Raw genomic sequence first — 13427 nt, forward strand, 5'->3', positions numbered from 1 at the left:
GGAGAAAACGGGCGGGGCGACCGGTTTCCTGGACGCGCGTCAGACTCCGTCGGGTCGGCGCTTCTGCGGGTAGGGGGTCCGCCCCTCGGCGAGGTCCGCGACGAAGCCGGCGATGCGGCGCTCGCGCGTCTCGGGGCGCTTGGCCTGGCCGATGCGGACCAGGATCGCGAACCGGTTGGCGGACGTCAGCGCGTCGAACCACGCCCGGGCGGCGGGCACGGCGTCGAGGGCGGCCGTCAGGTCGTCGGGCACCTCGATGGTCGCCGGCCCCCGGTAGGCGGCGTCCCACCGCCCGTCGGCCCGCGCGGCCTCGACCTGCGCGCGGCCCGCGTCACGCATGCGGCCCTCGCGCTCCAGCCGCTCCACCCGCTCGACGTTGACGGCCGACCACGCGCTCCGGGAGCGCCGGGGCGTCATGCGCTGGAAGCTGCTGTGCTCGTCGCGCCGCCGCCCCTGGCCGTCGATCCACCCGAAGCACAGGGCCTCCTCGACGGCCTGCACGTACGTCAGCGTCGTGACGTCGCCGCCCTTCTTGTGCAGGACGAGCCAGACCCCGGTGGGTTGCGTGTGGTGCGCCGCGAGCCAGTCGCGCCAGGCGGACGCGTCGGGCAGCAGCAGCTCGGGCAGGTCGTCGCTCACGTCGTCATCCTGCCGCGCCCCTCCGACACCCGCTCCTACTCCCCGGTGGCGCCGTCGATCGCCTCGCGCAGCAGGTCGGCGTGGCCGTTGTGCCGCGCGTACTCCTCGACCATGTGGACGAGGATCCAGCGCAGCGACACCGACTCACCGGTCAGCGAGTGCGCACGGCGGGAGCCCTGGTCCAGCCCGCCCGCCGCGAGCGCGGCCGCCACGGTCCGCTGCGAGCGCGACACCGCCGCGTCCCACAGCGCGCGCAGCTCCTCGGGGGAGTCGTCGGCGGCGCTCGTCCACTCCCAGTCGCGGTCGGCGTCCCAGTCGGCCGACGCCCACGGCTCGACGGGCTCGTCCAGCCACACCTGGGAGAACCAGTTGTCCTCGACCAGCGCCAGGTGCTTGACCAGCCCGCCGAGCGTCATGGTCGACGGCGGGAGGCGGCGCCGCAGGGCGTCCGCGTCGAGGCCGTCGATCTTCACCAGCAGCGTGCGGCGGTGGTAGTCGAGGAAGCCCAGCAGGGTGCCCGCCTCGTCCGTCCGGTGGGGCGGCTCGGCGCGCTCGGGCGTCAGCCGCCCGGGAGCGAGGGGGTCGGGGGTCGTGTCGGCGGTCACCACGGGAGCGAGCCTGCCAGATGCCCCTGACACGCCCGTCAGGTGGCCGGCTGCGCGTCGACCGCCGGCTGCGCGTCGGTGTGCGCGACGTGCCGCAGCTGCCGCCAGATCAGCACCACGAACACGGCCGACCCGACGAACGCGAACCAGAACGGCGCGGTCACGCCCCAGTGCTGGGCGAGCACCCCGCCGACGGCCGCGCCGACGACCAGGCCCCCGAAGGTGCCGATGAGGTTGACGCTGTTGACGCGGCCCTGCAGCGCGGTCGGCACCGCGCGCTGCCGGATCGTCAGGGACGTCGTCCCCCACACGAACGCGTGGGCCCCGAAGACGACGAACACCGGCATCGCGACCCACGGGCTCCTCGTCAGGGCCAGCGCCAGGTGCGTGAGCGTCTCCACGACCAGGCCGACGCGCATGATCGAGGTGAGCGTGACGCGTGCCGTCAGCCACCCGTACGCGGCCACGCCCAGCAGCCCGCCGAGCGCCTGCGCCGTCGTCACCAGGCCGAAGCCCACGTCCCCCAGGCCCAGGCGCTGCTGCGCGTACAGGACGAGCACGGACCACGCCGCACCGAAGGTCACGTTGAAGATGAGGATCGTCAGGACGAGCGTGCGCACCGCGGGGTGGCGCCAGGTCCACCGCACGCCCTCGGCGATGTCGGCGCGGACGGTGCGGCGCTCGTGGACCGCGCGGCCGTGCGGCGGCAGCACGACCCGCGAGACGAGCACGACGCCCGCCGCCATGAGCACGGCGGCGCCCGCGAACGGCGACCACTGCCCGGCGGCGAACAGCGCGGCCCCCAGCGGGGGGCCGGCGAGCTGGTTGAGCCCGATGTACCCCGCCATCGTCCGGGCGTTCGCGACCGCCAGGTCGTCGCGGTGCACGATCATCGGCACGAGCGTGCCGGACACGTTGTCCGCGAACGTCTCGGCGGTGCCGAGCAGGAACAGCGCGACGAGGATCAGCCAGATCGGCGCGGCCTGGATCGCGACGCACGTCGCGAGCACCGCCAGCACGCCGACGCGCACGCCGTCCATCGCCATGACGAGCCGGCGCCGGTCCACCCGGTCGGTGACCGCGCCGGCGAAGAGCCCGAACAGCAGCGGCGGCAGCCAGCCCAGCAGCGCGGCCAGGGCCACGAGGAACGCCTCGTCCGTCCGCGACGCGACGAGCAGAGGACCGGCCGCCAGCACGATCCCGTCGCCGAGGTTCGAGGACCACGACGACCCGAGCAGCCACCGGAACGGACGACCGAGGCGCTCGGGCAGGACGGTCTCGAGCACACGCGCCGGCACCCGCCCACGCTAGCCCGCTCCCACGCGCGACCCCGCACGCTTTCCGCGGCGTCCGTCACCCTGCCAGACTCCCCGCATGAGCCGTGACGACGCGTTCCTGCTGGCGGCCGACGCCGTCCTCGCCCTCGTCGACCAGCCCGACGTCACCGTGCGCTGGTCCGAGCCGAGCGCGCTGCCGCTCCTGAGCGTCGGGGCGCTCGCCGTGCACCTCGGCAACCAGGTGGTGCGCGCCGCGCAGCTCGTCGACCGCGACCCCGGCGACCTGCCCGTGCTGGCCGACGCCGACGCGCACTACGCCCGCTCGGCGTGGCCGACCGCCGCCCCGGAGGACCCGGTCAACGACCGCAGCGGCGACGAGACGGCGGCGCTCGACGGGCCCGTCGCCCTGCACGACCGGGTCGTCGCCCACCGGGACGCGTTCCGTGCCGCGCTGGCCTCGGGCGCCGCACGCGACGTCGTCCCCGTGCCGTGGGCGGGCTGGGCGCTGCGGCGCGAGGACTTCCTGCTCACCCGGCTCCTCGAGGTCGTCGTGCACGCCGACGACCTGGCGGTCAGCGTCGGGCTGACGACCCCCACCTTCCCTCCGGAGGTGTTCGACCCGGTCCGTGACCTGCTGGTCCGCCTCGCGGTCGCGCGGCACGGGCAGGCGCGGGTCGTCGCCGCCCTGACGCGCCGCGAGCGGGCGCAGCCGATCCACGCGTTCTGACGCCGCGGCGCACCGGGCGTCAGGGGCGGCAGGGGCGTCAGGGGGCGTCGGGCGTCGCGGGGCCCCGGTCGCGCAGCAGCGCCAGGTACTTCCCCGCCTCGACCTCGGCGAACCCGAACCGTGCGTACAGCCCGTGCGCGTCCGCGGTGGCCAGCAGCACGCGGGGCAGGCCCCTGGCCTGCAGGTCCGCGACGACGCCCGCGACGAGCGCGGTCCCGAGCCCGTGCCCGCGCGCGTCCTCGTCGACGAACACGTCGCAGAGCCACGCGAACGTCGCACCGTCGGTGACGACGCGCGCGAACGCGACCTGCCGCCCGGACGCCCGCTCCAGGACACCGAAGCACAGGGACCCGTCGATCGCGGCGTCCTGCACCTCCCGGGCCCGGCCGCGCGCCCAGTACGAGCGCTCGGCCAGCCACCGGTGCACGGTCGCCCGGTCGACGTCGTCGCGGTCGGTGCTGAACCGGTAGCGGGTGGTGTCGAGCCCGTGCTCCCCGTGCCCCGGCGTCGTCGAGGTCGTCGCGTCCGTCGTCACCCGCCCGACGCTACCGGGGGCGCCGCCGGGACCATCCGCCACGGCCGGGCGGCGAGCTCCGCCACCGGCACCGGGCGGCCGTAGTGGTACCCCTGCGCAGCCGGGCAGCCGAGCTCCTCGAGCAGCGTCGCCTGCTCGGCCGTCTCGACGCCCTCGGCGATGACCCGCATGTCGAGCTCGGCGCACAGGCCCAGCAGGGCACGGACCATCCCGGTGCGCCGCGTGGACGTCGTCAACGACGTGAGGAACTGGCGGTCGAGCTTGAGGTAGTCCGCGGGCAGCTCGTCGAGGCGGCTGAGCGAGGAGTACCCCGTGCCGAAGTCGTCGATCGCGATGCGGATGCCGCCCTCCCGCAGCGTGCGCAGCGCGCGCAGCGCCGCCGGGCCCGACGCCTCGACGACGCTCTCCGTGACCTCGAGGACGAACTGCGTCGCGGGCCACCGCGCCGCCTGCAGGCCGGCCAGCACCCGCGCCGCGTAGCCCTGGCCGACGAGCTCGCGCCCCGACACGTTGATGCCCATCTGCACCGGGTGCCCCCAGGCCGCCTGCAGGACGTGCGCGTCGGCGCACGCGAGCGCGAGGACCGCCGCGCCCAGCTGGTCGATCACCCCGCCGTCCTCGGCCGCGGCCACGAACTCCACCGGCGGCACGGGTCCCAGCCGGGGGTGGTCCCAGCGGGCGAGCGCCTCGACACCCACGACGGTGCACGACGCGACGTCGACGATCGGCTGCAGCGCGACCCGCAGGTCACCGGCCGCCAGCCCGCGCACCAGGTCGTCGACGAGCCGGCTGCGGCGCCGCTCGGACAGCACGGTGCGCCCGCGCCCCGCAGCCTTCGCCGCGTACAGGGCCGTGTCGGTGCGGCGCAGCACCTCGGCCACGGTCTCGCCCTCGACGTGCTCGGCGACACCGCACGACGCGGCAGCGGGCGCGGCCGCGCACAGCCGGTCGGCCACGGCGTGCGCCTCGGGCCCGGTGACGCCCGGCAGCAGCACAGCGAACTCGTCGCCGCCGCGGCGGCCCAGGACCATGCCCGGGACGTCGAGCTCGCGCCACGCGTCCGCGGTCGCGCGCAGCAGGTCGTCGCCCGCCGCGTGGCCGCCCTCGTCGTTGACGAGCTTGAAGTGGTCGATGTCGACCAGGGCGAGGGACAGCGGCACGCCGCGCCGCTCGCGCCGGTCGATGGCCTGCTCGAGCGCCGCGTCCCACCCGCGGCGGTCGGCCAGGCCCGTGAGCGCGTCGACCCCGGCGGTGGACGCGTGCCGGGCGAGCACCCCGACGGCCCACGCGACGCCGACCCACAGGACGGCGTACGCGGCGCAGACCAGCGGCGGGACGTCGTGGACGACGAGCAGCGGGACGACCTGGCAGGTGACCGCGACCGCGACGAGGACCCAGGCGACGCGCCGCCGCAGGAAGAGCATGGACTCGATCGCGACCAGCATCGCCAGGGCCGCGGAGGCCAGCGCCAGGGTGAGCGTCGGGGCCATCGACGTCCCGATGCCCAGCGCCGCCCCGCCGACGAGCACGGTCGCGGCGAGCCCCCGCGTGGGGATGCGCGGACCCACCGCGAGGAGCACGGGGCCCGTGGCCGCGGCCGCCAGCGCGAGGCCCAGCAGCGGACCCCCGCGGGGGCCGTCGACGCGGACCACGTCAAGGGAGAGCAGCGCGGCGGACACGCCACCGACGGTGAAGAGGAACGCGGTCGTGCGCACCAGGACGTCGGACGTGCCGGTGCGCGTCGACGTTGCCACCTGCCCCACCTTCGGGGTCCGGGAGGTGTTCGTCCAGGTCTGCGGTGCCCGCAGGCACCCCCGACGGCCCAGGATCACCCGCTCGCCACCCCCGCGGGGCCGTCCGAGGCCGTCGCGGGGCGTCCCGGGCGGTCAGCGGCGGAAGCCGCCCTCGGTGGACAGCACCTGGCCGACCACCCACCGGCCGGCGTCCGAGACGAGCCAGGCGATCAGCCGGGCCGGGTCGTCGGGCTCCCCGAACCGACCCCCGGGGAAGTGCGCGAGCACCGCCTCGAGCACCTCGGGCGGACGGTTCGCCGTCTCGAGGTCGAGGTAGCCGGTGTTCACCGGGCCGGGGTTCACGGTGTTGAGCAGGATGCCGCGGGCGGCCAGGTCGGCGGCGACGGAGGGGGTCAGGCCCGCCAGCGCGGCCTTCGACGCCACGTACGCGATCTCGCCCGGCATCGGCCCGTGCAGCTGGCCGGAGGTCATCCACACGACCCGGCCGCCGGGCCGGCCGTCGTGCTGCGCCGCGAACGCCTGCGTCGCCAGGATCGTCGAGCGGGCGTTGACCGCCCAGTGGGCGTCGAGCGACTGCGCGGTCTGCTCGGCGAGCGGACCGTCGCCACCGCTGCGGGCGTGGTTGCACACGAGCACGTCGAGGTGCCCCAGCGCGGCGACGGCCCGCGTCACCAGCTCCTGCCCGGCGGTGGGCTCCGCGAGGTCGAGGCTCGTCGCGTCCAGGCGTGCCCCGGGCACCAGCTCGGCCTGCAGCTCGGCGAGCAGCGCGTCGACGTCGTCCGCGCCCCACGGCTGGTCGGCGTCGTGCGGCGACCAGTGCTGGAGGTACAGGCTCGCCCCGGCGCGCGCGAGCCGCGACGCGACCGCGAAGCCGATCCCGCGCCGTCGGCTCACTCCGGTCACGACGGCGGTGCGTCCCTGCAGGTCCTCGCTCATGACCGCGACGCTAGGCGGTGGCGTGCCCACCGGTCCACGGCATTGCGGGGTCCCGGCACGACGGGTCGCTGCCCGCGTAGGCTGGGCCCGGCGACGGAGTCCGGGGGGTCCAGCCGTGTCGCCGGCCCTGCCGACGCCTCGTCCTGCCCGCGGCGGCCCCGCGGTACGAGGGCGCGACGGGTGCCCGGGAAGGGATGGTCATGGACGTCGGCGCAGTCCCGCAGCCCGCGCTCGACCGCATGGTCGACCCGGCGGGCCAGCCCCTCGTCGTGGGCGTCGTGCCCCGGCAGGACCCGCTCGTGATGCGCACGGCCGCCGCCTGGGGGCGGGCCGTCGGCGCCCGGCAGCTGCACCTCGCCTACGTCGACCCGACGCGCTACGTCGTGCAGGAGCGGCCCGACGGGTCCGTCGCGCACATGTCGATGGACTCCGACGGCCTCGACGACGCGTGGCAGCGCACCCGGGACGAGCTGCGCGCGCAGGCCGCGGAGCACCTCGCCGACCAGGGCGTCGAGTGGCGGGTGCACTACCTGGCGGGGCGGCCCGACCGGGCGCTGACGCACCTGGCCCGCGCGGTGAACGCCTCCGCGATCGTCGTCGGCAGCCGGTCCGGGCGGCTGCGCGAGCTGCTCGAGGGGTCGATCGCCCTGCACCTCGCCTACCACCAGCACCGGCCCGTCCTGACGGTGCCGCTCAGCGTCGTCGACTGGAAGGACCCGCGGGCCCCGTGGCAGCGCTGACACCGCCCGGGCACAGCGGTGCGCCGTCGTCGCCGCTGCCCGACGCGCTGGCCCTGCCCGCCGCGGCCGCCCTCGTCGCCGCCGGGGGGACCGTGGGCGTGCTGATCCGGGCGCTGCTCGCGCAGTCGTCCGCGCCCGCGGCCGGTGCGTGGCCCTGGACGACGTTCGGCATCAACGTGGTGGGCTCGCTGCTGCTGGGCGGGCTGCTCGCGGTGCTGCAGCGCGGCCCGGACGTCGGCCGGCGGCGTGTCGTGCGGCTGGGCCTGGGCACGGGCGTGCTCGGCGGCTTCACGACGTACAGCACCTTCGCGCTCGAGGTCGAGCAGCTGGTCGCCGACGGTCACGCCGTCGTCGGCGCCGCGTACGCCGCAGCGAGCGTGGTGCTCGGCATCGCCGCAGCCGGCGCGGCGATCGTGACCGTGGGCCACGTGCTCGACCGGCGTCCCGCCCGGACCGCCGTCGACGACGCGCCGGGTGACGGGTCGTGATCGTCCTGCTCGCCCTCGCCGGCGGCCTGGGCGCGGCGTCGCGGTTCACCGTCGACACCTGGGTGGCGCGGCGCAGCCGGGCGCCGTTCCCGCTGGGCACGCTGGTCGTCAACGTCACCGCGTGTCTGCTGCTCGGGGCGGTCGTCGGCTGGGCGCTGACGCACCCGGGCCACGGCGGGGTGCGCGCGGTGCTCGGCGTCGGGTTCCTCGGCGGCTACTCGACGTTCAGCACCGCGAGCGTGGAGGGCGCCCGCCTGCTGCTCGCGGGGCGGGGGGCGGCCGCGGCCCTGCACGCCCTCGTCATGCTCGCGGCCGGTCTCGTGGCCGCGGTCGCGGGCCTCTGGCTCACGTCCCGCTGACCGCGTGCCGGGCCCGCCACCGGAGCGGTGGTGCGTGCCCGGCGGTGGGCCGCGCCGTGTCACCAGGACGGCGCGACCCACCGCGTCCCCGGACACCGGGGAGGGAACCCGCCCCGGGCAGGCGGACCTGGTCCGGGGCGGGGGGAGGTGCGGACCCGTCAGGAGGCCGTGCAGGTGAGCGCAGGGCTGGACGGCGAGCCGCCACCGAGGAACCCGAACGTCGCGGTGCCGTTGGCCGGCAGCGTGCCGTTCCACGAGGCGTTGCGCACGACGACGAGGTCGCCCTGCGGTGCCAGCGTGCCGTTCCAGAGCTGGTCGATGCGCTCGCCGGCGGTCCGCCAGCTCACGCTCCAGCCGGTGGTCGCGGCGCCGGCGCGCACGGTCACCTCACCCTGGAACCCACCGGGCCAGGAGTTCACCGTCGTGTACGTCGCGGTGCAGCCGCCGACGGGCGGCGGGGTGGTGGGACCGGGCGTCGGGGTGACGCTGGGTGTCGGGCTCGGCGTGGGGGTGACGCTGGGCGTGGGGCTCGGCGTGGGCGTGGCGCTGGGCGTGGGCGTCGGCGTGGTCGTGGTCGACCGCAGGGCCGTGAAGAACTGCCAGATCTCGCCGGGCACGTGCGACTGCTGCTGGTTGCGGTCACGCGCGTCCCACTGGTGGTCGCTGTCGTTGGCGATCCACACGACCGGGTAGCCGTCGCGGCAGCTGTAGGTCGTCTTGATGTGGGTGCCGCTGCCCCGGGCGGGCTCGGGCGCGTTCTGCGCCTGGCAGCCGTTGTTGCGCAGGGCGCGGTCGCGCAGGGCACGGCCCTGGGAGATGTTGAGGACGGAGTCGAAGGTGCCGTGCGACCCGAGGTAGGCGATCGGTGCCGTGCCGCCGGCGCAGCCGGACAGCTGGGCGCCGTTGAGGACCGCGACGGCACGGAAGACGTCGGCGCGGGCGCAGGCCAGGGCGTTGCTCATGCCGCCGCCGTAGCTGAACCCGGTGGCGAACCGCTGGGTTGTGTCGATGCACAGGGCGGCGTCCAGGGTCCGCAGCAGGTCGTCGATGAACGTGACGTCGCGGCCGTTGGTGTTGGGCCACCCGTTGCTGATGCCCTGGGGGGCGACGAAGATCGTGCTGTTGTTCGCCAGCGGCTTCAGGCCGTAGAAGTTCTGGTTGACGACGTCCTGGGACGTGCCGTTGAGCCAGTGCAGGCCGACGACGAGGCGGTAGGCCGTGTTCGGGTTGTACCCGGCGGGCACGTCGAGGCGGAACTGACGCTGCTGGCCGCCGCTGGTGATCGTGTGGTTGCCGGTGGCCAGGCGGGGCGCGCTGCCGCAGCCGGCCGTGAGGGCGGTGGAGGCGACACCTCCCGCCAGGGCGGGCGCGGGCTGGGCGGACGCGGGTGCCGCCAGGCCTCCGAGGACGAACGCCGCGGCGGACACCGCGAGCACCGCCCGGAGGGATCGAGGTGAGTGACGCAGTCGCACGGGGGTGGTTCCTCCCTGCCGGTGCGCCCGGCGCCGGTGCCGGTGCGCGGGTGGGGCCGCGGGTGGGTGAACGTTCACGGCTGGCGCGAATGTAGCGATATACCTGCGCAGGACGTAGGCGGCGAAACGCTTCGCCTGCCTCAGCGGACGGCGATGCCCAGCAGGTGGCTCGAGAGGTCGACGGCCTCGGGGTCCTGCTGGGTGCGTCGTGCCAGGACGAGGGCTGCGGCCACGACGTCGTCGTCCGCGGGCGCGAACTCCAGCGCGATGCTGCCGGGCCCCTCGAGGCCCGTCACCGACGCGTCGTGGAACCCGGCGGTGACCAGCTCCTCGGCGAGCTCGGCGGCGGTGTGGAAGTGCGCGCCGGGGAACTCCCCCTCGGGGTTGCGGATCTCGTCCGCGACCTCCCCGGTCTCGAGCAGGCGCGTCAGGGCGACGCCGGGCAGGTCGGTGAAGCGCCGCCGGAGCACGGCGTCCAGCGCGGCGACCGTCCGGGAGATCGCACCGGCGAAGACCAGCCCGCCCGGGCGCAGGACGCGCGCCGCCTCACGCAGCGCCTGCAGCCGGTCGTCCCGGGTGGCGAGGTGGTAGAGCGGGCCGGCGATCAGCACGGCGTCGTACGACGCGTCCGCCGCGGGCAGCGCGCGTGCGTCGCCGACGTCGGCCGTGAACGTCCCGATGCGGCGCGCGGCGTCGACCTGTGCGCGCACCGGGTCGAGCAGGGTGACGTGGTGACCCTCGGCGGCGAGCCACGTCGCGTGCACACCGGCCGCCCCGCCGACGTCGAGCACGTGCGACCCGGGTGCCAGCCGCGGAGCGACCAGCTCGCGGACGCGTGCGAGCTCGACGCGTCCGGCGGCCCGCGAGGTGAGACGGACGGACTCGTCGACGTGGTGGGCGTAGTACCGCTGGATCCGGTCGTCGAGCGTGTCCTGGTCCATCGCGCGACCGTAGCGCGTGACGGTCGCGCGCTCAGGTGGTTTCCCGCCGGCACGGTGCGGTCGGTGACGGGAACGACGCGGGGCCGCCCGCCGGAGGAGTGCTCCGGCGGGCGGCCCCGCGCAGGTCCCTGCTGTCAGGAGCAGATGCCCCAGGGGATCCAGCTGATGTTCTGCGAGCCCTTGTAGTACGTCACGCCGAAGCTGTTCGAGCCGCTGGGCCGGAACGTGTTGCCGCTGCGGGTGGCGCCCCACGAGTTCTGGATGGACTGGCCGGTGTTCGGGTAGACCGTCACGGTCCAGCTCGAGCGGCCCGTCACGGTGTAGGTGACGTTGAACCGGTCGCCCCACTCCTGGGTCCGGGTCCAGGTCACCGTGCAGCCGTTGGTCGTGTTGCTGCCGGAGTCGTTGCCGCCGGGCGCGGGAGTCGGGCTCGGCGTCGGGTTCGACGTCGGCGCGGGGGTGGGCGTCGGGTTCGTGGTGGGCCCGGGCGTGGGCGTCGTGGTCGTCGACCGCAGCGCGGTGAAGAACTGCCAGATCTCGCCGGGCACGTGAGACTGCTGCTGCCCGCGGTCGACGGCGGCCCACTGGTGGTCGCTGTCGTTGGCGATCCAGACGACCGGGAACCCGTCGCGGCAGGTGTAGGTCGTCTTGATGTGCCGCTGACCGCTGTTGCCGGCCGGCTCGGGCGCGTTCTGCGCCTGGCAGCCGTTGTTGCGCAGCGCGCGGTCGCGCAGCGCGCGGCCCTGCGAGATGTTGAGGACGGAGTCGACGACGCCGTGCGAGCCGAGGTACGCGATCGGCTGGGTGCCGCCGGCGCAGCCGGACAGCTGGGCGCCGTTGAGGACCGCCACGGCACGGAAGACGTCGGCGCGGGCGCAGGCCAGGGCGTTGCTCATGCCGCCGCCGTAGCTGAACCCGGTGGAGAACCGCTGCGTGGTGTCGACGCAGAGCGCGGCCTCGACGGTGCGCAGGATGTCGTCGATGAACGTGACGTCACGCCCGTTGGTGTTGGGCCAGGCGTTGTCGAGGCCCTGCGGGGCGACGAAGATCGTGCTGTTGTTCGCCAGCGGCTTCAGGCCGTAGAAGCCCTCGTTCACGACGTCCTGGGACGTGCCGTGCCACCAGTGGATGCCCAGGACCAGGCGGTAGGGCCGGTTCGGGTCGTAGTTGGCGGGCACGTCGAGGCGGAACTGACGCTGCTGGCCGCTGCTGGTGATCGTGTGGTTGCCGCTGGCCAGGCGGGGTGCGCTGCCGCAGCCGGCGGTCACCGCCGTGGGCGCGACACCTCCGGCCAGGGCCGGGGCGGGTTGGGCGGACGCGGGCGCCGCCAGACCTGCCAGGACGAGGGCGGCGGCCGAGGCCGCGATCACCCCGCGTAGGTACCGGGGTGTGTTCTGCAGTCGCACGGTGGTTCCTCCCTGCCGGTGCGCCCGGCGCCGGTGCCGGTGCGCGGGTGTGCCGCGGATGCGCGAGCGCTCACGGCAGGGCTGGAATTTAGCGATAAACCTGCCGCTGCCGAAGGTGGCGAAACGCTTCGCCTGCGCACCCGTTCGGGTGGCTCAGGCGCCCCGGGACCACACGAGGGCGTACCGCCACAGCGCCAGCCGGCGCCACCGGACGCCCGGCAGCGCCTCCCGCGCCGCTGCGCGGACCTCGTCGTAGGAGGGCGGCCGGTCCCACGACGTCGGGGCGGTGTGCTCCCAGTAGGTCCGGGTGCGGCGCAGCACCTGGTGCTGCGCGACGGCGGCGACCTCCCAGGGGAGGTCCCGGATGCCGGTCGAGCGCGCCAGCCCGACGACGACCAGGACGCCGCCCGGCGCGGTGAGGTCCGCCAGCCGCCGCAGGCCCTCGGCCGTGTCGGGCAGGTGGTGCAGCGTCGCGATCGACGCGACCACGTCGAACGACGCGGGCGCGAAGGGCGCCGCCATGACGTCGCCGCGCACCCAGGCGACGTGCGGGTCGGCGTCCCGGGCGCGCGTGAGGACCCCGGCGTCGACGTCGAGGCCCACGACGTGCGGCACGCGCCCGCGCAGGTCCGCCGCGAGCAACCCGTCGCCCGTGCCGACGTCGAGCGCGGTCCGCGCGTGCGGCGGCACCTCCGCGAGCACGAGGGGGTGGTAGTGCAGGTTGTGGTTCCACCGGGGAGCCGCGGCCGACCGGGTCACCCCGAGGCCGCCGTGCCGGCGGGTCGAGCGGCCCGGGCGGTGCCACGCATCGCCTGCGCCACGGCGGCCGACTGCGGGTCGTCCTCGGCCGTCAGCCCTGCGACGACCCCGGCGTGGTCCGCGTCCGAGCGGTTCTGGCTCCACTTCGCCTTCGCCTCGACACGCTCGACCCGCACCTCGATGCCGACGACCGCGCGCAGCTGCTTCTCGACGAACCTCTCCGGGGCGTCGGCGACGTGCCACGGGTCGGCGCGGCCGGCCTCGTGGAGGTCGGTGAGCAGCGTGACGGCCTCGTGGAGCCACTGCGCGTCGGTGCGGACCCGGGCGCGGCCGGTGAGGTGGACGGCCGAGTAGTTCCACGTCGGGACGACGCGGCCGTGCTCGGCCTTGCTCGGGTACCAGGAGGGGGAGACGTACGCCTGCGGGCCGGTGACGACGGCCAGCGCCGGGGCGTCGTCACCGATGGTGCGCCACTGCGGGTTGGCGCGGGCCATGTGCAGCAGCAGGCGGTCGCCGTCCCACACGACCGGCAGGAGCGTCGACACCGGGTAGCCGTCGGCGCCGACGGTGACGAGCTCGGCGGAGCCGGCCGCCGCGACCAGGGCACGGATCTGGTCGGCGTCGTCGAGGGCGTTGAAGACGGGGACGTACACCCGCACGATGCTAGCGACGACGCCCGCCGCCGCTGCCGACGTGGTCGGTGCGGCGACGGGCGTCGTCGTGGGTGCGGTGGGTCTACGAGCAGACGCCGGTGGGCGTCCAGCTCACGTTGTTGCTGCCCTTGTAGAA

General features: G+C 75.6%; 15 protein-coding genes. 4 read left to right on the top strand and 11 right to left on the bottom strand.

Annotated features, from left to right (window positions below):
- Positions 1-39: 39 nt before the first annotated feature.
- The 3 genes from Cph01nite_RS16305 to Cph01nite_RS16315 are packed head-to-tail and all read right to left on the bottom strand — an operon-like array spanning position 40 to position 2542.
- Entirely contained in the window at positions 40-639 is a 600-nt protein-coding gene (locus Cph01nite_RS16305) for a YdeI/OmpD-associated family protein (RefSeq protein ID WP_203675742.1), read from the bottom strand.
- A 35-nt stretch (positions 640-674) separates the two neighbouring features.
- Positions 675-1247 carry a DinB family protein gene (locus tag Cph01nite_RS16310; protein ID WP_239069320.1) on the bottom strand — a complete coding sequence of 191 codons (573 nt, stop codon included), beginning with the start codon at positions 1245-1247 and terminating at the stop codon, positions 675-677.
- Positions 1248-1282: 35 nt separating this feature from the next.
- Positions 1283-2542, bottom strand: a complete 1260-nt coding sequence (locus tag Cph01nite_RS16315; protein WP_203675743.1) for an MFS transporter — start codon at positions 2540-2542, stop codon at positions 1283-1285.
- Between the two features lie 76 nt (positions 2543-2618).
- Here Cph01nite_RS16315 and Cph01nite_RS16320 point away from each other — a divergent pair, with 76 nt between their 5' ends.
- On the top strand, positions 2619-3248 hold the full coding sequence (locus Cph01nite_RS16320; protein WP_203675744.1) for a maleylpyruvate isomerase N-terminal domain-containing protein: 630 nt from the start codon (positions 2619-2621) through the stop codon (positions 3246-3248).
- A 37-nt stretch (positions 3249-3285) separates the two neighbouring features.
- Here the strand turns inward: Cph01nite_RS16320 and Cph01nite_RS16325 are convergent, their stop codons facing one another.
- From Cph01nite_RS16325 to Cph01nite_RS16335, 3 genes are all read right to left on the bottom strand, one after another.
- A complete protein-coding gene (locus tag Cph01nite_RS16325) occupies positions 3286-3783 on the bottom strand; it encodes a GNAT family N-acetyltransferase (RefSeq protein WP_203675745.1) in 498 nt (165 codons plus the stop codon).
- Positions 3780-5537 carry a putative bifunctional diguanylate cyclase/phosphodiesterase gene (locus Cph01nite_RS16330; protein ID WP_203675746.1) on the bottom strand — a complete coding sequence of 586 codons (1758 nt, stop codon included), beginning with the start codon at positions 5535-5537 and terminating at the stop codon, positions 3780-3782. The genes Cph01nite_RS16325 and Cph01nite_RS16330 overlap by 4 nt, the downstream gene beginning before the upstream one ends.
- Positions 5538-5669: 132 nt before the next feature.
- A complete protein-coding gene (locus tag Cph01nite_RS16335) occupies positions 5670-6473 on the bottom strand; it encodes an SDR family oxidoreductase (protein ID WP_203675747.1) in 804 nt (267 codons plus the stop codon).
- Positions 6474-6673: 200 nt separating this feature from the next.
- Between Cph01nite_RS16335 and Cph01nite_RS16340 the strand changes: the two genes are divergently transcribed.
- Genes Cph01nite_RS16340 through Cph01nite_RS16350 form a run of 3 tightly spaced genes read left to right on the top strand, consistent with a single transcriptional unit; the run spans position 6674 to position 8060 of the window.
- The gene (locus tag Cph01nite_RS16340; protein WP_203675748.1) at positions 6674-7213 is read left to right on the top strand and encodes a universal stress protein; all 540 of its coding nucleotides are present in this window, start codon (positions 6674-6676) and stop codon (positions 7211-7213) included.
- Positions 7201-7701 (top strand): CrcB family protein, encoded by a 501-nt coding sequence (locus Cph01nite_RS16345; RefSeq protein ID WP_308439449.1) that lies wholly within the window; start codon positions 7201-7203, stop codon positions 7699-7701. The genes Cph01nite_RS16340 and Cph01nite_RS16345 overlap by 13 nt, the downstream gene beginning before the upstream one ends.
- Positions 7698-8060, top strand: a complete 363-nt coding sequence (locus Cph01nite_RS16350) for a fluoride efflux transporter FluC (RefSeq protein WP_203675749.1) — start codon at positions 7698-7700, stop codon at positions 8058-8060. The genes Cph01nite_RS16345 and Cph01nite_RS16350 overlap by 4 nt, the downstream gene beginning before the upstream one ends.
- A 158-nt stretch (positions 8061-8218) precedes the next feature.
- On the opposite strand, the gene Cph01nite_RS16355 is transcribed toward Cph01nite_RS16350, so the two are convergent.
- The 5 genes from Cph01nite_RS16355 to Cph01nite_RS16375 form a co-directional block, all read right to left on the bottom strand.
- Entirely contained in the window at positions 8219-9487 is a 1269-nt protein-coding gene (locus Cph01nite_RS16355; RefSeq protein WP_239069321.1) for a CE1 family esterase, read from the bottom strand.
- A gap of 185 nt (positions 9488-9672) precedes the next feature.
- Positions 9673-10473 (bottom strand): class I SAM-dependent methyltransferase, encoded by an 801-nt coding sequence (locus tag Cph01nite_RS16360; RefSeq protein ID WP_203675751.1) that lies wholly within the window; start codon positions 10471-10473, stop codon positions 9673-9675.
- 134 nt (positions 10474-10607) lie between these two features.
- Positions 10608-11879, bottom strand: a complete 1272-nt coding sequence (locus tag Cph01nite_RS16365) for a cellulose-binding protein (RefSeq protein WP_203675752.1) — start codon at positions 11877-11879, stop codon at positions 10608-10610.
- A 153-nt stretch (positions 11880-12032) separates the two neighbouring features.
- Positions 12033-12638, bottom strand: coding sequence for a class I SAM-dependent methyltransferase (locus Cph01nite_RS16370; RefSeq protein WP_203675753.1), 606 nt, complete (start codon positions 12636-12638; stop codon positions 12033-12035).
- Positions 12635-13291, bottom strand: coding sequence for an FMN-binding negative transcriptional regulator (locus tag Cph01nite_RS16375; RefSeq protein ID WP_203675754.1), 657 nt, complete (start codon positions 13289-13291; stop codon positions 12635-12637). Before Cph01nite_RS16375 ends, Cph01nite_RS16370 begins: the two co-directional genes overlap by 4 nt.
- Positions 13292-13427: the final 136 nt, after the last annotated feature.

The sequence above is a fragment of the Cellulomonas phragmiteti genome, assembly GCF_016862775.1.
Classification (GTDB): domain Bacteria; phylum Actinomycetota; class Actinomycetes; order Actinomycetales; family Cellulomonadaceae; genus Cellulomonas; species Cellulomonas phragmiteti.